20 protein-coding genes, 1 pseudogene and 3 CRISPR repeat arrays are annotated in these 24,510 nt (G+C 26.5%); all 21 genes and pseudogenes read left to right on the plus strand.

What is annotated here, in order from left to right:
* The first annotated feature begins 641 nt into the window (after positions 1–641).
* The 21 genes and pseudogenes from B3603_RS02965 to cas2 all read left to right on the plus strand — a co-directional run bounded on the left by B3603_RS02965 (position 642) and on the right by cas2 (position 23,913).
* Positions 642–962, plus strand: coding sequence for a putative heavy metal-binding protein (locus B3603_RS02965; RefSeq protein ID WP_039632198.1), 321 nt, complete (start codon positions 642–644; stop codon positions 960–962).
* A 366-nt stretch (positions 963–1,328) separates the two neighbouring features.
* Complete coding sequence (locus tag B3603_RS02970; protein WP_291560562.1) at positions 1,329–1,811, plus strand: NUDIX hydrolase; 483 nt, start codon at positions 1,329–1,331, stop codon at positions 1,809–1,811.
* Between the two features lie 206 nt (positions 1,812–2,017).
* A complete protein-coding gene (locus B3603_RS02975) occupies positions 2,018–2,977 on the plus strand; it encodes a tRNA dihydrouridine synthase (protein WP_291560563.1) in 960 nt (319 codons plus the stop codon).
* A 134-nt stretch (positions 2,978–3,111) separates the two neighbouring features.
* Positions 3,112–3,576, plus strand: coding sequence for a GreA/GreB family elongation factor (locus B3603_RS02980; protein ID WP_291560565.1), 465 nt, complete (start codon positions 3,112–3,114; stop codon positions 3,574–3,576).
* A 167-nt stretch (positions 3,577–3,743) separates the two neighbouring features.
* Positions 3,744–4,496, plus strand: coding sequence for a VCBS repeat-containing protein (locus B3603_RS02985; protein WP_291560567.1), 753 nt, complete (start codon positions 3,744–3,746; stop codon positions 4,494–4,496).
* 588 nt (positions 4,497–5,084) lie between these two features.
* Positions 5,085–5,377: a CRISPR direct-repeat array (repeat unit 30 nt; unit sequence GTTGAACCTTAACATAGGATGTATTTAAAT).
* 452 nt (positions 5,378–5,829) lie between these two features.
* The gene (locus B3603_RS02990) at positions 5,830–7,503 is read left to right on the plus strand and encodes an ABC transporter substrate-binding protein (protein WP_291560569.1); all 1,674 of its coding nucleotides are present in this window, start codon (positions 5,830–5,832) and stop codon (positions 7,501–7,503) included.
* Positions 7,504–7,610: 107 nt separating this feature from the next.
* A complete protein-coding gene (locus tag B3603_RS02995; RefSeq protein ID WP_291560571.1) occupies positions 7,611–8,579 on the plus strand; it encodes an ABC transporter permease in 969 nt (322 codons plus the stop codon).
* 36 nt (positions 8,580–8,615) lie between these two features.
* Complete coding sequence (gene opp4C / locus B3603_RS03000) at positions 8,616–9,461, plus strand: oligopeptide ABC transporter permease (protein ID WP_291560574.1); 846 nt, start codon at positions 8,616–8,618, stop codon at positions 9,459–9,461.
* Positions 9,462–9,470: 9 nt separating this feature from the next.
* Positions 9,471–10,466 carry an ABC transporter ATP-binding protein gene (locus B3603_RS03005; RefSeq protein ID WP_291560576.1) on the plus strand — a complete coding sequence of 332 codons (996 nt, stop codon included), beginning with the start codon at positions 9,471–9,473 and terminating at the stop codon, positions 10,464–10,466.
* Entirely contained in the window at positions 10,459–11,463 is a 1,005-nt protein-coding gene (locus B3603_RS03010; protein ID WP_291560578.1) for an ABC transporter ATP-binding protein, read from the plus strand. Before B3603_RS03005 ends, B3603_RS03010 begins: the two co-directional genes overlap by 8 nt.
* A 1,584-nt stretch (positions 11,464–13,047) precedes the next feature.
* Positions 13,048–13,155 (plus strand): annotated as a pseudogene (locus tag B3603_RS03015) (TfoX/Sxy family DNA transformation protein); the annotation flags it as partial.
* A gap of 41 nt (positions 13,156–13,196) precedes the next feature.
* Entirely contained in the window at positions 13,197–13,694 is a 498-nt protein-coding gene (locus B3603_RS03020) for a hypothetical protein (protein ID WP_291560580.1), read from the plus strand.
* A gap of 266 nt (positions 13,695–13,960) precedes the next feature.
* Positions 13,961–14,251: a CRISPR direct-repeat array (repeat unit 30 nt).
* A gap of 566 nt (positions 14,252–14,817) precedes the next feature.
* On the plus strand, positions 14,818–15,000 hold the full coding sequence (locus B3603_RS03025) for a hypothetical protein (RefSeq protein ID WP_291560582.1): 183 nt from the start codon (positions 14,818–14,820) through the stop codon (positions 14,998–15,000).
* 154 nt (positions 15,001–15,154) lie between these two features.
* Positions 15,155–15,847 carry a CRISPR-associated endoribonuclease Cas6 gene (gene cas6 / locus B3603_RS03030; RefSeq protein WP_291560584.1) on the plus strand — a complete coding sequence of 231 codons (693 nt, stop codon included), beginning with the start codon at positions 15,155–15,157 and terminating at the stop codon, positions 15,845–15,847.
* Between the two features lie 12 nt (positions 15,848–15,859).
* A complete protein-coding gene (cas8b, locus tag B3603_RS03035) occupies positions 15,860–17,605 on the plus strand; it encodes a type I-B CRISPR-associated protein Cas8b/Csh1 (RefSeq protein WP_291560587.1) in 1,746 nt (581 codons plus the stop codon).
* A complete protein-coding gene (locus B3603_RS03040; protein WP_291560588.1) occupies positions 17,595–18,539 on the plus strand; it encodes a type I CRISPR-associated protein Cas7 in 945 nt (314 codons plus the stop codon). The genes cas8b and B3603_RS03040 overlap by 11 nt, the downstream gene beginning before the upstream one ends.
* 3 nt (positions 18,540–18,542) lie before the next feature.
* Positions 18,543–19,286: a type I-B CRISPR-associated protein Cas5b gene (gene cas5b, locus B3603_RS03045; protein ID WP_291560590.1), complete on the plus strand. Its 744-nt coding sequence runs from the start codon at positions 18,543–18,545 to the stop codon at positions 19,284–19,286.
* A gap of 87 nt (positions 19,287–19,373) precedes the next feature.
* Positions 19,374–21,953 carry a CRISPR-associated helicase Cas3' gene (gene cas3 / locus B3603_RS03050; protein ID WP_291560592.1) on the plus strand — a complete coding sequence of 860 codons (2,580 nt, stop codon included), beginning with the start codon at positions 19,374–19,376 and terminating at the stop codon, positions 21,951–21,953.
* Positions 21,954–22,118: 165 nt separating this feature from the next.
* A complete protein-coding gene (cas4, locus tag B3603_RS03055) occupies positions 22,119–22,613 on the plus strand; it encodes a CRISPR-associated protein Cas4 (RefSeq protein ID WP_291560595.1) in 495 nt (164 codons plus the stop codon).
* Positions 22,614–22,622: 9 nt separating this feature from the next.
* Positions 22,623–23,621, plus strand: coding sequence for a type I-B CRISPR-associated endonuclease Cas1b (gene cas1b, locus B3603_RS03060; protein ID WP_291560597.1), 999 nt, complete (start codon positions 22,623–22,625; stop codon positions 23,619–23,621).
* Between the two features lies 1 nt (position 23,622).
* Positions 23,623–23,913 (plus strand): CRISPR-associated endonuclease Cas2, encoded by a 291-nt coding sequence (gene cas2, locus B3603_RS03065; RefSeq protein ID WP_291560600.1) that lies wholly within the window; start codon positions 23,623–23,625, stop codon positions 23,911–23,913.
* 178 nt (positions 23,914–24,091) lie between these two features.
* Positions 24,092–24,447: direct repeats of the CRISPR family, unit length 30 nt; unit sequence ATTGAACCTTAACATAGGATGTATTTAAAT.
* Positions 24,448–24,510: the final 63 nt, after the last annotated feature.

Genomic DNA, 24,510 nt, shown 5'->3' on the forward strand with positions numbered 1-24,510 from the left:
CCTGAGGTGCAGTATAGTATGGAACAATACCAATAAGTTTAACTAACACTATGGAAAGACTAGAGATAATGCTCTTTTTACTAAGAAGCTACTGTATAACTTCAAGAAGAAATGAATTCAAGATTTCTCTTATAGAAGAGAAGAAATATCAATAATTCTCCATTGTCAATAGTCAATTCTCAATTGATGAAGTTGAACCTTACCATGAGATGTATTTAAATCTTATGGTAAGTGATATAGAAGAAAAAATACAGAATTGAACCTTAACATAGGATGTATTTAAATCTTATTTCGGCACAGTTTTGCCACACATAAGTTGGTTGAACCTTAACATAGTATGTATTTAAATTATATGCAGTTCTGTAAGTCCTGTGCTTCATAAATAAGTTGAACCTTAACATAGGATGTATTTAACGCTCCTATGGGAAGTAATTTGGTTAACGTAATTTTAAATTTTCAGTTTTTTGTTTATGATATAGTTTTAAGAAAATTAAAATTTACATATAATATTAAAGAAAATAAAGGGATTTTTCATACATTTGTAGAATATATTTAAAAAAATTATAGAAATTATTTTATTTAAGTATAAAATATAATAGAAAAAGCCTATATTAATATTAAAAAACTTTGGAGGATAATTTATGATAGTTACGACAACAAATGCAATTGAAGGAAAAAGAATATTAGAGTACAAAGGAATAGTTTTTGGTGAGGTAATCTCAGGAGTTAACTTTATTAAAGATTTCAAAGCAGGATTAACTAACTTCTTTGGAGGACGTTCAGGATCTTATGAAAATGAATTAATTGAAGCAAGAGAGGCTGCATTAAGAGAATTAGAAGAAAGAGCTATGGCAATAGGTGGTAATGCAGTTGTTGGAGTAGATGTAGATTATGAAGTGCTAGGTCAAGGTGGTAGTATGCTTATGGTAACAGTTTCAGGCACTGCAGTTTTAGTTGATTAAAAATAATTTTTACATAATAAATAATATTAGGACTTTGCATTGCAAAGTCCTTTTATATTAAGGGTTATATTATAGGTATCTAATATGAAAATTCAAAATATACTTTGGAAAATAAATTTCCTATAGAAATAGCTTAACCTCTTAAAAATTAAAAATTAATAGTTAAGAATGAAGAATTAAGGATGAAATTCACCTTTAGTGAATTTCTTAAAATAAAATTTATTAAAAAAAACTCCAAAGGCTTTGCCAGTGGAGTTTTAACCATAATTCTTCATTTTTCATCCTTAATTCTTAATTCATAGAAAAAGATTTTTGTTGTGGAAATTAAAATCATGTATAAGTTATATTTTCATTGTAAAACCCTATATGACATGGCCAACACATATAGTAGCTGTTGGAGCTATGGTACAAGATGGAAAGGGAAATGTTTTACTGGTTAAATCAAACCACAGAAAATCATGGGAGTTTCCAGGTGGCCAAGTGGAATTAAGGGAAAATCTTGAAGAAGCATTAATAAGAGAAATTAAAGAAGAAAGTGGAGTAGATGTTGCAGTGAGATCTTTAGCAGCATTATATTCAAGTATTCAGCAAACCATTTGGTATGATGGCGTTACTAAAGTTCCACCTAAATTGAACCTTGACTTTATTTGTGACTATATAGGTGGTGAATTAACAACATCAGATGAAACAAGTGAAGTAATTTGGTGCCCTCGTGAAAAGGCTTTAGATATGATAAATCATCCTATATTTAAAATGAGGATGGAAAATTTACTTAACTTTTCAGGTGAAATATACTATAGCGCTTATTCATCAAAACCCTATCAACAACACTATAATAGATGTTTCTAAGATTTTTAAAGCACAGATATAGATAAATTGACAGAAGTAATAGAAGTTTTAAATGAGCTATTCAATAGATTTAATGTATAGATTATATAAGAATGTCTACAAAATTCATATGTAGACATTTTTTATTTTGCTTTAATATTGAGTAGATAAGAATAAAGAAGCTTGATATAATATATTTTTTAGAATATTTATGAAGGAGATATTACATGAAATATTATTTAGCACCGATGGAAGGAATTACAGGGTACATATATAGAAATTCTTATGAGAAATTTTTTCATAATATTGATAAGTATTTTACACCTTTTATTGTTACAAATAAAAGTACAAATCTTAAAACTAAAGAACTAAGGGATATTTTACCGGAAAATAATAAAGGAATGAACATAGTTCCACAAATACTTACTAACGATTCAGAAGGTTTTATTATCACTGCTAGAAAGTTACAACAATTAGGATATAATGAGATTAATCTGAATTTAGGCTGCCCTTCTGGAACTGTTGTTTCAAAAAATAGGGGCTCGGGGTTTTTAGCTAAAAGAGAAGAACTTGATATATTTTTAGATGAAATATTTAAAATAAATGATATGAAAATTTCCATAAAAACTAGAATAGGAAAGGACAGCCCAGAAGAATTTTATGAGTTAATAAAAATTTATAACAAATATCCTATAGAAGAGTTGATTATACATCCTAGAACACAAAAAGATTTTTATGGAAATAAACCTAATTTAGATGTATTTAAGGATGCTCTATCTTTAAGTGTTAATCCTATATGTTATAATGGTGATATTTTTACTAATAGTGATTATAATAGATTAATAAAAGCTTTTCCAGAAATAAAAACTGTGATGATAGGAAGGGGAATACTAGCCAATCCAGGATTAATTGATGAGATAAAAAATAATACTAATATGGATAAAGAAGTATTAAAAGAATTTCATGATGAAATTTTAAATAAATATATAGAATTATATAATGAAGAGAGAAATACACTATTTAGAATGAAAGAACTCTGGGGGTATATGATCTATATATTTTCAGATAATAAAAAATATGCTAAGAAAATAAAGAAGGCACAAAGAGTAGACCATTATAATGAAGCTGTTTTAAGTTTATTTAGAGAGCAGGAAATTATAAAAGGGACTGGACTATTTAGTAACTAATATTAAAATTTAAGAGAGCACAACTTAAGGTTTTGTTATCAGAGTTATGCCCTAGTATAGCATAATATTTCATTGGATTTTGCTATATATTATATAATATTAATATAACATATCTCGAGGAGGTTTAGTTGTACATGAAAAACATATTGACAGAAGAAAATATGAATAAATTAAAAGAAGAATTAGAATATAGAATGACTAAAAAAAGAGCTGAAATAGCAAAAGAAAAATTAGAAGCAGCTGCTCATGGTGATAGGTCAGAAAATGCAGAATACAAAGAAGCTTGTGCAAACTATAGGGAAAATGATAATAGAATTCAATATTTGTTAACTATGATTTCAACTGCAAGTGTAATAGATGACCAAAATCAAGATAAGTCAGTATTAGGAGTTAATAGTAAAGCTAAAATTAAATTTATAGAAGACGAATTTGAAACTAATGTATCACTAGTAACTACTATGGATGCAGACCCAGAAAAGATGCTTATAAGCGTAGAATCAGATTTAGGAAAAGCATTAATGGGCAAAAAAGTTGGAGATGTAGCTGAAATTGATGCTCCAGGTGAAAAATATACAGTAGAAGTATTAGAAATTGTATAATTATTTTTTAACTTATCAGTTTTATATTCTTTCTGATTTAGATAATAGATAATAATAACCAATAATGTAAAACAGAGGGACTGTTCTTAGATTTAAATAAAATTAAGAACAGTCCCTCTATTTTAGAATAATATATAAAGTAGAAGTATTTTTTAGAGGAGACAGTTATGTTTTATTGTCCTTATTATTTTTTTAGAAAAAATGTGGATAACAATAAAGTGTATATAATAGATAGAAAAAAAGGTGATGTAAATGGAGATAAAGTAGAAGACACTATACTTTTAATAGGAAATAAACCTTCAGGTACAGACAGTCCTTTTGTAAGTAACATAAGGCTTGTAATAAAGGATGGAAAAACAGGTAAAGAAATTACGGTACCTATTAAAGAAAATTCAGGTTATAATCCAACTATATTTTTGGGAGACTTTACAGGAGATAAAATTAAGGATATATTAGTGAGCATAGACTCTGGAGGAAGTGGGGGATTTGCATTCTACTATATTTACTCTTTTGCAAATAATCAATTAAAATTAATTTTTGATTTTGAGAAATTTGGAGAGCAGTATACTTATGAGGTTAATTACAAAGATAATTATAGGGTTGAAGTTATAAGTGAAAATTTGAAAATGAAATATATAATTGATATTACTTATAAAGGTGAGGAATACTTAAATGAAATATATGATTTAAATGGAAAACTTAAAGAACCTATTTCAGGATTTGTTATTCCCTTGAGTAATTTGTATCCTATTGATTTTGAAAGAGATGGAACGTATGAACTATATGTATTTCAGAGAATAGCAGGCAGGTATAATGCAGATGGGTTAGGATATGTTCAAACTGCCCTTAATTGGGAAAAAGATAAATTCACTACATTATTCCAGAATGTTGGCATTCAAGGAAAATATATAGGAGGATAATCCAGTGACGTAAACAAATTGCAATTTTAATTTGTTTTTTTTATTTATGGTAGTAAGAAAAATTTAGTAATATAAAAAAAGAACCTATATAAATTGATGATAATTAGGGAATTCAAGTTTTGTGAAAAATTGTAGAAAACATAAAACAATAAGATTATAAAATAATTGCATTGGGATGAACTAATGCAATTATTTTTTACATATAAATTAAGAAAAAATTATTAAAATAAAAAACGAGATTATACTATAACAATATAACTAAAATTGGAGGCAACATAATGAGTTGAACCTTAACATAAGATGTATTTAGCACCCCTGCAGGAAAAATTCCCCTGGGGTGCAGTAAATTTATTAACGTAATTTCTAAACTCTTTACTTTCTAAATATCTTAATGTTAAAACTATATAAAGTTTTACCAACCTCAAAGTAAACAAAACTCCTCATAATCTATTGAAATATCAAGGTTTATGAGGAGTTTTATTGTTATTTTTTAAAAGAAACAAAATGGTTGGTAAAATTTTTAATAAACCCTTTATTTTCAATGGGTTAAGAGGTATAATGAAAATAGAGAATGGCCTAAGTGCAGTGGTTGAACCTTAACATAGGATGTATTTAAATATTTCAATCAATCCTGGTGAACCAGGTTGCATAGGTAAGTTGAACCTTAACATAGGATGTATTTAAATAGTACCTAAGCGTACTAAAATTGTAATAGGGGTATGGGTTGAACCTTAACATAGGATGTATTTAAATTCTGTTATGAAATCATCATCAAGAGAATAATTTGTTGAACTTTAACATAGGATGTATTTAAATAGCGTAAAACAGATGTTTTTTTGCGTTACTACACGGTTGAACCTTAACATAAGATGTATTTAAATTATGTAAATCCTTCGCTATATCCTAGATACTTTCGTTGAGGCATAACATAGAATTATATCAATATCCATATCAATATAAAATCAAATCTAAATCTAACGTTAAATTTCTACTTTCAAAATTAATTTTTATCTTTTCATTGAAATCTAATAATTTTTCTAATAATTCACATATATGGCACTTGTCTTTGTTAAGTATTTTTTACAAGCTAACTATAACAAAGGCGAGTCTATTTTTTTATGAACAATTCATCTTAGAATATTAAAAAGACATATTGTAATAATTGCTATTCTTTACTATTGAAAAAAACTATAGTTGTAGAGAATATTATTTAAAAAACAAAACTTCAAATTATGTATAAAGTATTAACAAAAATATATAAAATGCTATAATAAAACATGGAATGACACCAAAATAATGCAAAAAATTACATATAATCCTAGGAGGACTTTTTATGAAAAAAACTTTATGTAAGGTTTTAGCTATACTAATCACAGGATCTGTAATGATCACTGGTTGTAGTAGCAAAAATCAAGACAGTGTAAAGGAAGATCAAAAACAGGAGGTTAAAAAAGGAGGAGTTGTTAAACAAGCTCTTTCAATAGCACCAGAAGGTGTATTTATGCCAGCGTTTTTTACCTTTAATTATGATGGGACTATTAATACTATGATTTACGAGGGATTACTTTCTTTAAATGAGAACTTAGATATTGAACCATCACTTGCTGAATCTTATAAACTATCAGAGGATAAAAAGACTATAACTTTTAAAATAAGAGAAGGAGTAAAATGGCATGATGGAACGGCTTTTACAGCTGATGATGTAAAATTTACTTTTGATTTAGCTTGTAATCCTAAGTATAATGGTCCTTATACAATGTATGCTGAGAATATAAAAGGCTATGATGACTTTAAATCAGGTAAAACTCAAGAGCTTGAAGGAGTTAAAAAAATAGATGATAAAACTATAGAAATAACAACTAATGAAGTTTATGCTTCAGCTTTAATTAATTTTGGTTATATGATAAAAATAGTGCCAAAACATATTTGGGATAAGGGAGACGTAGAAGCTATACAAAAGGATACTAATTTAATAAGAAATCCAATAGGAACAGGAGCCTTTAAGCTAGAAAACTTTACACCAGATCAAAGTGTTGAGCTTGCTACTAATGATGATTATTGGAATGGAAGACCTAATATAGATAAATATATATTTAAATTAGTTAGCGAAGAAACTGCTGATGCTCAATTAGCAAATAATGAAATCGATATTACTGGTGTCGGAAGCATTGATGAGGAAGAGGAAGAAAACTATAAAAAACAAGGTTTTAATTTAGAAGAAATAACAAATAATGCATATCAATATATTGGACTAAACTTAAGTAAGCCTGAGTTTGGTGATAAAAAAGTAAGACAAGCATTTACTTATGCTATAAATCGTGAATCTATTGTAAAAGATGTTTTAAATGGTCATGGAGAAGTTGCAAACAATCCATTTCCATCAAACAACTGGGCTCATCCAAGCGGATTAAAAGAATATAAGTATGATTCTAAGAAGGCTATAGAGCTTTTAAAAGAATGTGGATGGGAGTATAAAGAAGAAGAAAAGAAAATGTATTATGATGGTAAACCATTTAAATTTACTTTAAAGTATACTTCTGGAGATGAATCAAAAAATAAGTATGCATTAATATTACAGCAAAACTTTAAAGACATTGGTATAGAATTAGAACTTAAGCCTATGGAGTTTGCAACAATGACTTCTGATGTTAAAAAAGGAGAATTTGATGGATTCTTAATGGGAACAGCTAACTTCTATGATGGAGATTTATCAGCAAATTATCTTTCAACATTAACTCCACCAAATGGTTATAACTATACAGGATTTAAAAGTGAAAAAGTTGATGAACTTATAAAGGAATCTTCAAAACATATGACTAAAGATGAGAGAAAGCCTATACTTAATGAAATAGCTTTAGAGTTAAATGAAGAGTTACCAGTTATATATGTTTATCATTGGAACAGCTTAATGGTCATGAATCCTAAGATTAAAAACTTTAAAAATGCACAACCAACATATTATCAATTTGTGAAGGATTGGTATATAGAGGATGAAGATACAAAATAGTATTTTAAAATAAAAACTAAGTTGCCTTGCTAAGAGAAACTTTTCTATTAGGAAGGCAATTGTGTTTTATGATGAGAGTAAATTAAGAATTCAGAGGTTATTTAAAGATGAAAAAATATTTTTTAAAAAGGATTATAACAATGGTTCCAGTGTTTATTGGATTGTCTATAATTATATTTGTTTTAATAAATACTGCGCCTGGAGATCCTTATATGAATATAGTGGAGGGACAAATTAGCATTTCAGCTTCAGATAAAGAAACCGCTCTAAATGCCATAGGATACTATGATCCTGTACATTTAAAGTATATAAAGTGGATGGGAAAAATATTAAAAGGGGATATGGGTACTTCTATAAGGTATAATGAACCAGTTGTAGACATAATAAAAAGAAGAATATCAAACACATTTTTATTGTCTATTGTCACATTAATCTTAACTACATTAATAGCTTTACCTTTGGGGATAGCATCTGCAATAAAACCATATTCATTTAAAGACAAAGTCCTTACTATACTTGCTCTTATAGGTATATCAATACCAGGATTTTTTATAGCTCTTCTAATAATAAAGATTTTTGCTATTAATTTAGGATGGTTTCCAATATCAGGGCTATCAACTGTTGGGGAAAAGTTAACGGGATTTAACAAATTTATTGATGTGGTAAGGCATATGATTTTACCGGTTATATCAATGACTGTATTAGAGGTTGCATCCCTTATGAGATATACTAGATCATCTATGCTGGATGTTTTTAATCAAAATTATATTAGAACAGCCAGGGCAAAAGGACTTAATGAAAAAATTATTATATATAAACATGCATTTAGAAATGCGCTAATACCAATAGTTACTTTATTAAGTATGTCTCTTGGTTATATAGTAGCTGGAACAATATTAATTGAAACTATATTTGTTTGGCCAGGGATGGGAACTTTATTTTATCAAGCCATAGCTAATAGAGATTATCCCTTAGTAATGGGATGTGCGATGATACTATCATCTTGTATATTGTTAGCAAATTTAATTTCAGATATTGTTTATTGCATTGTAGATCCAAGAATAAGATTTAAATAAATATTAAATAAGGTTAATTTAAAAATGGTGAATTTTATGAACATAAATAATAAAAAAGCTAAATTAATATTAAAGAATAAGAGTGTAGTATTTGGAGTAATTTTCTTAGGGTTTATTACGGTAATTTCTATATTTGGTCCATTGGTAATGACAAAGGATAGAGATCAAATAAATACATCTATAGCAAATAAGCCTCCAAGTTTAGAACATGTTCTTGGAACAGATGATTTAGGAAGAGATATTTTAGTAAGATTAGTTTACGGTGGAAGGGTTTCTTTAGCAGTTGGAATAGGAGCCACTTTTATATCTTTAACAATAGGAGTTTTTTTAGGAGCCATTGCTGGGTATTTTGGTGGTAAGATAGATCTTTTAATAATGATCCTTGTAGATGTTTTTATGTGCCTTCCTTTTTTTATAATAGCTATAATATTAGCATCTTTAATAGGTCCTAGTATGTGGAATTCAGTTATAATAATAGGTTTTTTAGGATGGACAACTATTGCTAAAATAGTTAGAGGACAAGTCCTTGCAATAAAAGAGCAGCAGTTTATAGAAGCTGCAAGATGTCTTGGTATGGATTCTATGGAAATAATATTTAAACATATAATTCCTAATATTATATCTTCTATAATTGTGTATGCTACTTTAGGGATTGCTGGAGCTATATTGGCAGAAGCAGGATTAAGTTATTTGGGAATGGGAGTAAAACAGCCTGTTCCTAGTTGGGGAAACATGCTTTCTATTGCTAGAAATATGAAGTCTCTTATGAGATATTGGTGGCAATGGGCACCGCCAGGAATAATGGTGTTTTTAACTATACTTTCTATTAATTTCATAGGAGATGGATTAAGGAATATTATAAGCCCAAGGACAAAGGAGTAGAAAATTATTATGGAAGATAATATATTAGAGGTAATAGATTTAACTACTAGTTTTAAAAGTGACGAAGGAAAAATTAAAGCAGTAGACGGAGTTAGTTTTAATTTAAAAAGAGGAAAAGTATTAGGTATTGTTGGTGAGTCAGGCTGTGGGAAAAGTATAACAGCTATGTCTATTATGAGGCTTGTTGAAAAGCAAAATGGATTAATAGAAAAGGGAAAAGTTTTATTTGAAGGAAAAGATTTGTTAGAATTGAAAGATTCAGACATGAATAGCATTAAGGGAAATGAAATCTCAATGATATTTCAAGAACCTATGATATCTTTAAATCCAGTACTTAAAATAGGGGATCAAATTGGTGAGATATTAAAAGTACATAGAAATGTAAAAGGTAATGAGAATAAAAAAAGAGTTATAGAGATGTTGAAACTTGTTGGAATTAAAAGAGCAGATGAGATTATAAATGAATACCCTCATAAGCTTAGTGGAGGCATGTGCCAAAGGGTTATGATAGCTATGGCATTATGTTGTACTCCAAAGCTTTTAATAGCAGATGAGCCTACAACAGCATTGGATGTAACAGTGCAAGCTCAAGTATTAGACTTAATTAATGATCTTAAGGATAAGTTAAATATGTCAGTAATTTTTATAACTCATGATTTAGGAGTCATATGTGAAATTGCAGATGATGTGATGGTAATGTATGCAGGAAATATAGTGGAAAAGGCATCAGTAGAGGAAATATTTGATAATCCTGTTCATCCATATACAATAGGCTTAATCAATTCAAGACCAGAGAATTTTAAAAAGGGAGAACCACTTAAATGTATTAGGGGTAAAGTACCAAAACTTTCAGATATATTAGAGGGATGCCCATTTGCTGATAGATGTGATTACGTTATGAACAAATGTATAAAATACAAACCTGACTTAAAAATCATAAAGGATGGCCATGAAGTTAGATGCTTTAGATATGATTTGAAAGAGGAAGGTAAACTTAATGAATAAAATAGAATCTAATAAAGAAAAACTATTAGAAGTTAAAAAGTTAAAATGCTATTTTAACTATGGTAGAAATCTATTTAATAGAGAGAATAAAATAATTAAAGCAGTGGATGGAATATCATTTCATATTAATAAAGGTGAAGTATATGGACTTGTAGGAGAGTCAGGATGTGGTAAATCTACAACTGGTAGAGCAATACTAAACTTAATACCTAAAACAGGAGGAGCTTTAAAGTTTAATAGTGAGCTTATTTATGATGTGGAAAATAAATATAGCATAAGTAAGAAGGATATGCAAAGCTTAAGAAAAGACATGCAAATGATATTTCAAGATCCTTATTCATCCCTAGACCCCACCATGACTATAGAAAATATAATTAAACAAGGTATAGTAAAACATGGAATTGTAGATAAAAGAAGATCAAGAGATGAAATTAAAAGGATATTGGATTTATGTGGGCTAAGAGAAGAAAGTATTAATAAGTATTCACATGAGTTTAGTGGAGGAGAAAGGCAAAGGATAGTTATAGCAAGAGCATTATCTCTTAAGCCAAAGTTTTTAGTCTGTGATGAGCCTACGGCTGCATTAGATGTTTCGATACAAGCACAAATTCTTATGCTTATGGATGAGTTAAGAAAAGAAATGGATTTAACTTATTTATTCATATCTCACAATTTAAGTTTAGTTAGGTATTTTTGTGACAGAATAGGGGTTATGTATCTTGGAAATATTGTAGAAGAGGCACAAGGAGAAGAATTATTTTTAAAGGCTAAACATCCTTATACTAAATGTTTAATTTCATCAATACCGAAAAGTCATCCAAAGGAAAAAAAGACTAGGATAATAATGAAGGATGAAATACCAAATGGATATAATGAAATAAGAGGATGTAAATTTAACACAAGATGTCCATATGCAACTGAAATTTGTGAAAATCAGGTACCAATATTGAAGGAAGTTTCAAAGAATCACTTTGTTGCATGCCACAATATTAATTAGAAGTTGCAGTGATCTTAAATTTTAATCTAATATAATTTCAAAATTTCTTACTTTTTATTTATTCTAACAGTAAATATATAATTATTAATAAATCTATATAAATTTTTCCCAACCTCATATAAAATAAAACTCCTCACAATCCATTGACAATTCAAGGTTTGTTAGGAGTTTTTTCTGGATTTATTAGAAATACAAAATAGTTGGTAAAATTTTTCCTAAATCCTTTATTTTCAACAGTTTAAAGGGTATAATGAAAATATGAAATGGCTTAATTGCAGTGGTTGAACCTTATACAATTGAAAATTGAGAATGGATAATTGACAATTAAGGTTAAAATTAGTTTTAATCAAACTAATTTTTTAAAAAACAAATGAATTTTAAATTTCTCTTATAAGAGAGAAATATCAATAATTGTCCATTGTCAATAGTCAATTCTCAATTGATGAAGTTGAACCTTAACATTAGATGTATTTAAATTTGTTAAGTTGTTGCATTATTTTTAAATCCCCTGTTTGTTGAACCTTAACATTAGATGTATTTAAATCGAAAGGGTAGATGGTAAGGGATATTTAGAGATTGAGTTGAACCTTAACATTAGATGTATTTAAATTCTATATAATTTTTACAATAAATATATAATAGTAATGTTGGACCTTAACATATGATGTATTTAAATTTATATCCGCTAAGTTCCAAAACTTTATTTACAAGTTGAACTTTAACATAAGATGTATTTAAATATAATAGATTTTGATTCTTTATCAAAAACTTCAATTGTTGAACCTTAAGATTAGATGTATTTAAATTGCAAAGGTTTTTCTAAATCCCACATAACTTGACGGTTTAACTTTAACATAAGATGTATTTAAATCCGTATAAAAGACCATCTTCTCCAAAAAAATGAAAGTTGAACCTTAACATATGATGTATTTAAACGAACAAATAAAAGATGTTAATAGACAAATAGAAAAATTGACCTTAGCATATGATGTATTTAAATATGGCATTTTTAACAAATTCACTTCTTTCATTTCTCGTTGAACCTTAACATTTGATGTATTTAAATATTTTCTCTTGTCTTCTGATATCATCTATGGCACTGTTGAACATTAACATAGGATGTATTTAATACTTTTTAGCAAAATTTTTACTTGGGTTTAATGATTTTATCAATTTAAATATGAACTAGTTGCTTTTAAAACAAATTGATTTAAAATTTCTCTTATAAGAGAGAAATATCAATAATTGTCCATTATCAATAGTCAATTCTCAATTGATGAAGTTGAACCTTAACATAGGATGTATTTAAATTTTGGAGGAGCAGTGGAAAATGAAGTGGACTGATTATTGAACCTTAACATAGGATGTATTTAAATGGCATAGTATTAATTCTTATTATGCTTTCTATATTCATTGAGCCTTAACATGAGATGTATTTAATTAGCAATCATATTTTAATAGCCATTTATAGGGCAAATAATATATAATGGCAAAAATTATGAGTTAAAGATCGTTTATATAATGCGCACACAAATAGGAATTTAAGCCTGAGTATTATAAGTAGTAATTTGAAGGGAGATTATTATGAGAGAATTATCAAAACTACACAATATCGGAAAAGAAGTTGAAAGCCAGTTGAATAAAGTAGGTATATTTACTTGTGATGAATTAAAAGATATTGGTGTAGAACAAGCATAGCTGAAAATACATGAGTTTGGGTTGGGGGTTGAAGTATGAATTTATGGATATTATTAATAGAAACTGTAATTATAACAATGATTTTTAATTTGGTTATATTCATTCCTTTATGTAAAAATCCAGTCTGGTGGATTCATGATTATCCAAAAGATATTCAAGAAGAATATTTTAAAACCCATGAAAGAATACCAGCAGAACCATTAAGCAAAACAGCTATAATTAAGAAGGGAATATTTCTTTTCTTTGGCATTATAGTACTTGTTGGACTAATGAGTTTAGCTCAGGCAAAAACTTTTTTAGAAGGTTTTTTAGGAAGCTTTTTTATTTGGTTTATAATTAATGTTTGGGATTGTTTCTTTATGGATTGGATTTTATTTGCTAATATTAAGGTAATAAGATTACCTGGCACTGAACATATGGATAAAGAATATCATGAAAAAAAGTATCATTTTGTTCATGGATTAGTAGGAATATTAATAGGAATATTCCCATGCTTATTTGTAGGAGTAAACATTTTATTGATTAACTCATAAATTCCAATTTGTAGAGTTGAGGTAACATAATGATTATCTAAATATATTATTGATCTATTACTTTTTTATATTAATAAATTAAACGAAATTTTACCAACCTCAAAGTAAAGAAAACTCCTCATAATCCATTGAAATATCAAGGGTTATGAGGAGTTTTTTATTAATTTTTTAAAAAACACAAAATGATTGGTAAAGTTTTAAGAAAAGCCTTTAAATTCAATGGCTTTAATGATATGATGAGAATAAGAAATGGCTTAAATTCAGTGGTTGAACCTTAACATAAGATGTATTTAAATAATTTAATTCGCATTGTTTTATCTAAGTCTTCTCGTTGAACCTTAACATAAGATGTATTTAAATTTCAAGGAAAGTATTACGAAGATGGTAAGACTTTAGTTGAACCTTAACATAAGATGTATTTAAATTAGTAAACTTGACCATCACCATCAAGAGAGATATTAGTTGAACCTTAACATAAGATGTATTTAAATAAGTTTACAGAAATGAATTGGAGAATAAATATTGGAGTTGAACCTTAACATAAGATGTATTTAAATTTTATAATAAGCCTCTTAAAGCTTTTAGCTTCAAAAGATTAAGAGTTTTTTTATATTTATAACAAAAACGAAAAATAGAATGATGTGAAATATGTGAATCGTAATATTTACTTTCCAAGAGATATAATAATATGTAAGGAGAAAGATATTATATAATAAAACTTAATTTAAATAATTTTATTATTGGAAGAATTGTAGAATAAATACAATATTTTAAAATAAAGTAATAGTATGAAAAAATATTGATAACTTACAGAAAAATAAGATGAATATACTAACAGAAATGTTTTAATAGATTGATAAATAATCAATAATATGATAATCTTATAGTAATTAACATAAGATGTATTTAAATATCCTTGTATTTTTTATTAAAATTGAACCATAACATAAGATGTAAAATCATTTTAGAGATTTAGATTCTTTAAAATGATTTTTTCTTTATATAGTAGCAAGTATTTAATATTATTAATTGGTAAAAAAAGTTGACATGATTTACAGAATATGCTAATATATTTATAAATCAATCCTAGTATTTTTTAAACTAGATGAAAGGAGGAATAAGTTTGGAAGAATCAATTCTTAATCTAATAAATAATTATAAAATAATCTTAATTGTATTTTTATTATTAATTTCGGCATTTTTTATGAAAAAAAAGAATATAACACTAGAATTTAAAAAAATATTAAATGAAAACAAATGGTTCTCTATTTATTTAAAAATATCTAATGAAAAAAAAGACATATAAAAGCTAGCAACCTTTTATATGTCCACTCAACAACTGATATAAGATGGACATACAGTATCAATGTCCATCTTATATGAATTATTATAACATAATAATATGTATCATACAATTATCAATAATTAATATTAAAATATATAAAAATGGAGGTGAATTAATGAAAGTTTATGAATTAACATTAAAGATATTCATTATTAAAGACTTATCATTAGATTATACTTATACTGAATTATCAGAATTGATTGATAAATCTTTATGTAAAGATGCTGGGTTGCTAGCTTTACACAATGAAAATAAATATAAATATTATACTTTTTCATTACCATATAAACTTGAAGAAGACAAAATATATAAAGCTGGAAACATATATTCAGTAAAAATAAGAACTATTGATGAAAAGATTTTAAGAAATTTTGAAACCCAATTAGTTAATATGTATACATCAGTTATTAAGGCATTAACTATAGATGTTAAGGTAATTCCTAAAAAACATATTTCAACTCTCTACTCTATAACACCAGTAGTTATAAAGACAGATAATGGATATTGGAAAGGAAATTTGTCATTAGATCAATATGAAAAAAGAATAAAAACAAATATTATAAAGAAGTGGAATCAATTTTTTGATGAAAAAGTTAGTGAAGATTTCCCACTATATAATTTTATAAAATTTGACAATAAAAAACCTATTGGGATAAAGTATAAAAATATTACTTTATTAGGGGATAAGGTAACCTTAAATATATCTGATGATGAATTATCACAGAACATGGCTTATTTAGCATTAGGTGCTGGCATCGGAGAAATGTGTCCAAGAGGTATGGGTTTCTTAAATTACAAATGGATGTAAGGAGGTGAGTAAATGCTTCAGGATGCAATTAAAACTTTTAAAAAGATATATGATAAAAATGGGGAAGATTTTATAACCCATTCCTATGTTCCAGCGGATGGAGATTATATAATAATAGTTCCAGATGGCAATACATTTAAAGAGTTAGATTTAGTAAAAATAAAGCAAAATAAAAAGACAAAAGAAATAGATACAAGTAGTGAATATTTTGATTTTATCTGTAATGCAGATTATTTAAGTAAGCTTATAGATATGAATAAACCAGTAGATGGTAATAAAATAATACACAGCAATAATTATTTAAGTTTTTTTGTTAAAAAAGATAATATAAATAACGGAAAACTTAATGATGACATAATAGATTCTTATTATGAAATTTTAAAAAATCCTGAAATAAAATATTCTAAAGACAAAGAAAAACTTAGATTATATAAAGAAATAGAAAATAAATATGAGAAGTCTGACGAAGTACTTATAGAGAATATAAAAATATGGATTAAAGAAAATATTAAGAATTATGTTGACAAAAATAGTAATGATAAATCATATTTAAAATTCTTTTTTAAAAATGATTTAGAAGAATACAAGAAAGAAAATGAAAAATATTTAATTCCTAATATTTTTAATAGTGTAGATTTTAATGTAAAAATAGGAGAAGAAACTTATGGACTTCCTAATGATAACATGGGATTAAATTCTAAGAAGCCTTACTTAGAAAATAAATCTAGAAAATCTAAAGTCCCTTATTTAGTATCATTAGAAGAAGTATTAATGCAAAAGAAGTTCTTTGATTATCTTTTAAATCAAGTTTCCATAGGAAAAACAAATATTTATATAGATAAGGAAAAAATATATCCTAAAAGTGATAAAGAATCGATGGAAAGAGATTTTAATGGTGTATATTTAAGAATAAAAAAAGGAAAAGAAGTAGAGATACATGACTTTGATACAATAAATGATTACAAAGTTAATATAAAACCCATAGTTTTAAGAAATGTAATAGATTTGGACTTAAACAAAAGTGAACTTAATTATAATGTGAAAATAAAAACCTTAGATGAAACTAAAAAGTTAATAAATCAAGTATTATTTAGTAAGTTTTTAACTTCTAATTATTTTACAGATTCAAAGGATATGAGTATAAATGATAATAATTTGAAAAGAAATATATTACTTTCTAGAAGATCACTATTTAATTGGTTTTATAAAGGAAATGATTATACTGTATGGAAGGTACTTAAAGAAAGCAGTTTAAGCTTAATAAAAGGTTCTATGTATAATGGGTATATGTTTAAAGCAGGAGAACAGTTTAATTTAAGATGTGCTTTAAAAGAATATTTTATAGGAGGAGAAAATATGGCAGATATATTAGTAGATATTAAATCATCACTAAGAGATAAAATTTCTCAAAGTGAGACAGTGTCAATAGATAATGATAAAGAATATTATTTTGCAGTTGGCCAGCTTGCAAATTATTTTATCACATTAAATAAATCTTATAAAAAAGAGCATTCCTTAGTTAATCCAATTATAAATGCTAAGAGTGATGAAAGAATAAAAATCGAAGTTAAAAGAATGTTTAAAAAATATAATTATGCTATTCCAAGAGGAGTAATACGCTTTAATAACCTTATGGCTATGGTGTCCTCATATGTACCAGAAAGTAAGGTAAATGAAGATTTAATAATAGCGGGATACCTTCATAGTAATTTAATATTTGAAAAATCAAATAAGGAGGAAAAGGAAAATGAACAGTAGAGTTTATGGAGTTTTAGGTATAGCTTCAAGAATGAGTAATTGGAATGCAGATTTTACAGGATACCCAAAGACAACTTCTTCAGGTGAAGTTTTTGGTAGTGATAAGGCATTTAAATACCCTATGAAAAAAATGTGGGAAGAACAGGGCGAGAAGGTTTTATATATAAAATCTATGAGGTTACAGGAAGGAAAAAAAGGAGAAGTAGAGCTAATTCCAAGATCCTTAAAAGAAAGATATGAACAAATCTTTGAAGGTGAAGATTTAAAAGGTAATAAAGATAGTAAAAAAGTTTTGAAAAATTTATTTTCAGCAATAGATATAAAAAATTTTGGAGCTACCTTTGCAGAAGAAGGAAATAATATATCAATAACAGGAGCAGTTCAAATAGGACAAGGATTCAATAAGTATTTAGATTCAAATGCAGAGGAACAACAAATATTATCTCCTTTTAGAGATGCAAAAAAGAAAAAAGAAGAAGATGATGATGCGAAATCTTCAACTTTAGGAACAAAAATAGTTAGTGATGAAGCACATTATTTTTATCCATTTACAATAAACCCTCAAGCATATGATGGGTTTAAAGAGTTAGATGTTACTGAAGGATATACTGAGGAAGATTATAAAAAATTTAAAGAGGCTTCTATGGTTGCAGCCACATCTTTTTCAACAAATGCAAAGATAGGTTGTGAAAATGAATTTGCTATGTTTGTAGTAACAGATAGAAATTTATATTTACCAGACTTATCTCAATATGTTGCATTTGAAAAGTGTGATGATAAAGGAAAGATAATCATAAAATGCAACAATTTATTTAGAGATTTAAAAGAGAGAATAAAGTCAGTAGAAATTTATTATAATCCATATACAACAATTATAGAAAAGGATATAGAAAATGCAAAATACTTCAACATATTTACAAAAGAAGAGGTATAGAAAATGGATGTTTTAAAATTCACATTAAAAGGAAAGACTGCATTTTTTAAAAAGCCTGATGTTAACACATATTTCTATTTTACTTATGGAAACATTCATAAAATAGCACTATTAGGAGTTTTTGGATCTATATTGGGATTACGGGGATACAATAATCAACAGAAAAACGATAAATATCCAGAATTTTATGAAAAACTTAAGGATATAAATATAGGAATAGTGCCACTAAATGATCAAGGGTATATTTCTAAAAAGATTCAAACTTTTAATAATTCAGTTGGATACGCATCAAAAGAACAAGGTGGAAATTTAATTGTTAAAGAGCAGTGGTTGGAAGAACCTGAATGGGAAATTTATGTTCTTTTAAAAGGAGATATAGAAAATCAATTAAAGGACGATATATTAAACTACAATTTTACATTCATTCCTTACTTAGGTAAAAATGATCATATAGCTACTATAGAAAATATAGAATTAATAAAAGATGTTAAAAAAGTAGATGAGCCTAAAAAATTTGATAGTTTATATATTAAAAATTATTTTTCTTTTATAAATAATAACTTTGATTTTGATGAAGAAGATGAATCAGAGGATATATGGAAATATGAAGAAATGCTTCCAATTTCCCTAGAAGAGAACACCAATAAATATGACCTTGAATCTTTTGTTTATACTAATTCATCAATTGAAAACTCATCTTATGATTTAATATATGAATGTAATGGCAAGAATATATTTTTCTTTTAGAGGGAGTAATCCCTCTATTTTTATACAGTAATTAATAATTAGGATATTACTTTATAGAATCAATTAAAAACATAGGAGAATCAATATATGTATTTTGATAATATAGAAAAATTTCAAATAGACAAATATATAAAGAACAGTTCAAATATATACGCACATAAAACTGAGGATAATGGCAAATTTGAAACTTTAAGGGAACACCTAGATCTTTCAGAAGAATACTTATATAAAATAATTAAAGCTAAAAATTTAGATAATGTATTATTAAATTTTCAAAATTGTCTATTTAATGAAGACTGTGAAGAAGGAATAGAACTCTTTAAAGAAATGATGCTTAATGTAATTTATATGCATGACTTAGGAAAAATTAATTGCTGTTTTCAATACAAGAAGATGGGAAATGATTTTTTTAAGAATTATGAAGGATTAGATTTTAATTATTCAAACCATTCAATGTTATCCTCTCTTATTTATATCAATTATTATTTTAAAAGAATAAAAGAACTAGAAAATACAACATCTAATATAAAAAATAAATTAAGATTCTTTATGATGATAAATTCATATTTAATATCAAAACACCATGGTTCTTTAGATTCTTTTAATGAATATAAGAATAAATTTTTAGAGGAGGATGGCGAAGGAACAAGGATTTATACAGAACAATTGAGTATATTTAAATCATCCTATGATGGAAGTCTAATATTTGAAAAAAAGCCCAAGCTAATGAAAAAACTTTTTGAATTGGTGGACAGTTATTTAGAGAAAGAAGTAATTGATAGTAAGGAAAAAATTTATCTTTACATATATGAGAGGTTTTTAGCGTCACTATTACTTGGGTGTGATTATTACTCAACATCACAATTTATGAATAATATGGAGATTAACGATTTTGGTCAGATATCAGATATAAATAAATTCTATGATGTTTTAAAGAAAGCTAGAATATATGAAGAAATAAGAAAATATGAAAAAGAAAGTTATCTTAAAGAAAATGATTTTATGGGAATAGAAGATATTAATATTCTTAGAAACGAAATGTTTTTAGATGCAGAAAGGGTATTAGAGAAAAATATTAATAGCAATATATACTATTTAGAAGCACCAACGGGAAGTGGAAAAAGCAATGTAGCATTAAATCTGAGTTTTAAATTAATAGAAAAAGATAAGTTCTTAAACAAAATATTTAATGTATATCCTTTTAATACATTGGTAGAACAAAATATAAATAACTTAGAAAAAGTATTTGGTTTTGACGAAAAATTATTTAATGAAATAGCTGTAATAAATTCATTAGTTCCAATAAAGGAGGTAATGAAAAATCAAGCTAAAGATGAAAAAAATGAAGAAGTAAATTATAATGAATCACTGCTTAATAGGCAATTTCTAAATTATCCTATAGTTTTAACAACACATGTAAGTATATTTAACTATTTGTTTGGAACAGCTAAGGAAGATTTGTTCCCCCTCATACAAATTGCTAACAGTGTAATTATTTTAGATGAGATACAAAGTTATAAAAATAATATATGGAAAGAGATAATTATGTTTTTGAACTGTTATGCAGAGATTTTAAACATAAAAATCATAATTATGTCTGCAACATTACCAGAGTTGAACAAACTTATAGATTATGATAATGCTAATACAACAAATTTAATTATAAATAGAAATAAATATTTTAAAAATCCTATATTTAAAGATAGAGTATCAATAGATTTTTCTCTTTTAGAAAAAAGTGATAATTCTTATGAAGCATTAAAAAATCACGTTTTAAATACTGCAAAAAATACTGAGGACAATATACTTATCGAATTTATAAATAAAAAACGTGCTTTAGAATTTTTTAATGATTTAATTGATGATTTAGGCAATGAAAGAAACATTATGCTTATTACTGGAGATGACAATAGCATAGAAAGAAATGAAATAATAGGTAAGGTAGAAGAAGAAAAAAATATTGTATTAGTAGCTACTCAAGTAATTGAAGCCGGTGTAGACATAGATATGGATATAGGGTACAAGGATATATCTATGGTAGATAGCGATGAACAGTTTTTAGGAAGAGTAAATAGGTCATGCCAAAAGCCTAAATGCACTGTATACTTTTTTGATTTAGATTCAGCTTCTAGCATTTATAAAGGTGATTATAGAAAAGAAAAAAGCTTAACTCTTAAATCAAGTAGTATAAGAGAGCTAATTTTAGAGAAGAATTTTCAAAAATATTATGATTTGGTTCTTAAAAGAATTAATGAGGAAAGCTCAAAATTCAATGAAAATAATATAGAAGATTTTATAAATGATAAAATAGGTAAATTAAGTTTTTCAGAAGTAGAGAAAAAGATGCAACTTATAGATGATGATAAAAATGAAGTAACAGTATTTTTATGTAGAGATATAGCAGTAGAAAATGGAGAAGTATTGGATGGCAAAAAGGTATGGGATAATTATAAAAAGCTACTTAAAAATAGTGAGCTAGATTATGCTGAGAAAAAGGTAAAGCTTTCAAAAATAACAAGTAATCTCAATTATTTTATATATAAAGTTAAAAGTAGAGATTTTTCTTATAATGATAGATTAGGTGAAATTTACTGTATAGATGAGGGGGAAAATTATTTTACTAATGGTAAATTTAATCGAGAAAATTTTGATATAGGCATCATTTAATTTTATATACAGCATATTAAGAAAGCTCATAAATAGAATTTTAAATACTTACTATGAGGTTTGTTAAGATAATTGATAAATTATATAATTTCATACATTTACATAAGAAAAAAGTATTTATAAGTAAGTTCTTTATATTTTAAAACTCATAAAAAGGAGTATGTTATGAAAGTTAACGGTACATTAATAAATTACTATTTTCATTGTAAAAGACAATGCTGGTTTCATGGGAATAGAATAAATTTAGAAGATAATAGTGAAGATGTCAAAATAGGTAAGGCAATACATGAAGTTAAAAGTGAAAGCTCTACTAATTCAGAGATAGCAATAGAAAATATAAAAATAGATAAACTAACTAAGGATTATTTAATAGAAGTAAAAAAATCTGATGCTGATGTTGAAGCAGCTAAATGGCAATTACTTTTGTACTTAAAGATACTAAAAGAAAAGGGAATAGAGAGAACTGGCAAACTAGAATTTGTAGAGAAAAACAAAAGCAAAAATAAAACATTGATTGTAAATTTAACAGAAGAAAATTCTAGAGAACTTGATATTATAATATCAAAAATAGAACTTCTTTTAGAAGAAGAGGTAGCACCAGATATAATAAATAAGCCTAAATGCAAAAAATGTGCCTATTATGAATATTGTTATATTTAGGAGGAGAGTATGGGGAGCACAAGATATATAACTTCTATGGGAGAATTAACCAGAAAGGATAATTCCTTATGTTTTAGAAAAGATGGAAAGAATGTATATATTCCAATTGAAAATACTAAGGAAATTTATTGCTTATCAGAAGTAAGCATAAATACTAAGCTGTTAGATTTTCTATCTCAAAATAATATAATTGTACATTTCTTTAATTATCATGGTGGATATAGCGGAACATTTTATCCTAGAGAAAGATATAATAGTGGAAGACTTTTAGTTGCACAAGTAGATGCTTATAAAAATAACAGATTAGAAATAGCTAAAGGTATAGTAAGTGGAATAGGGCAGAATATAGCAGAGGTATTATATCATTACTATAAACATGATAAAAAAGAAGTTAAAGAAACTATAGATTGGATAAATAATGAATTTATAATTAATTTAGATAAGGCTAAAGACATAAAACAACTTATGCAGGTTGAGGGTGAAGTTTGGCAAAGATTTTATAGTGAGTTCAAACATATATTACCGGAAGATTTTATACTGAATAAGAGAGTTAAAAGACCTCCAGACAATCCTATAAATGCACTGATATCTTTTGGAAATACATTGTTATATGGAAAGACAATTGCAGCAATATATAATACACACTTAGATCAAAGAATTAGTTTTTTACATGAGCCATCTGAAGGAAGGTTCTCACTTAGTTTAGATATAAGTGAAGTGTTTAAGCCTGTTATAGTGTATAAAACAATTTTTGAACTGGTAAATAGGAAAAAGCTACAGGTGTCTAAGCATTTCGATAAAAAGGTAAATTATTGTTTATTAAATGAAGAGGGAAGAAAAATATTTATTACAGCATTTGAGGAAAGAATGGAAACAGTATTTGTTCATCCAAAATTAAAAAGGAAAATTTCATATAGAACAGCTATAAAATTAGATTGTTATAAACTTATAAAGTTTATATTAGAGGGAAAAGAGTTCAATCCTTTTAATCTAAAGGAGAACATGTAATATGGGAGAAAAAATAAAATATAACTATGCATTTTTATTTTATGATGTTAATGAAAAAAGAGTGGGAAGAGTATTTAGAGTGTGTAAAAAATATTTATCCCATTTTCAAAAATCAGTTTTCAGAGGAGAAATAACTCCATCAAATCTAATACTTTTAAAGAAAGATTTAAATAAAGTAATAGACAAAGAAGAAGATTTTATATGTATTATTAAATTGTTAAATGATAAAGTATATGGTGAGGAAGTATTAGGAGTACAGCAAAATAATACAGGGGAAGATATTATAATATAATTTTACCAACCTCAAAGTAAACAAAACTCCTCATAATCCATTGAAGTATCAAGGCTTATGAGGAGTTTTGTTGTTGTTTTTTAAAAAACACAAAATGGTTGGTAAAATTTTTAATAAACCCTTTATTTTCAATGGATCAAGGGGTATAATGAAAATAGAGAATGGCTTAATTGCAGTTATTGAACCTTAACATAGGATGTATTTAAATCATCTTCTTATGCTCCTAATCAAACAACCCAATAAATTGAACCTTAACATAGGATGTATTTAAATGGATTATATTTAGTTCCCCATTTTATCAACATTTATTGAACCTTAACATAGGATGTATTTAAATAAATTTTGAATTAGATAAAGTAAACTCAATACAGCTATTGAACCTTAACATAGGATGTATTTAAATACTTCACAAAGTTTGCCCATGCTGGAATTACTTACATTGAACCTTAACATAGGATGTATTTAAATTTTTTCAACCTTAAGCTTGTCCATTTTACAGACTCGATTGAACCTTAACATAGGATGTATTTAAATTTTATAACTTACCTCCTGTTTTTATCTTAATTATAATTGAACCTTAACATAGGATGTATTTAA

Source organism: Clostridium sp. UBA2485 (assembly GCF_002341865.1).
In the GTDB taxonomy this organism is placed as follows: Bacteria; Bacillota; Clostridia; order Clostridiales; family Clostridiaceae; genus Clostridium_J.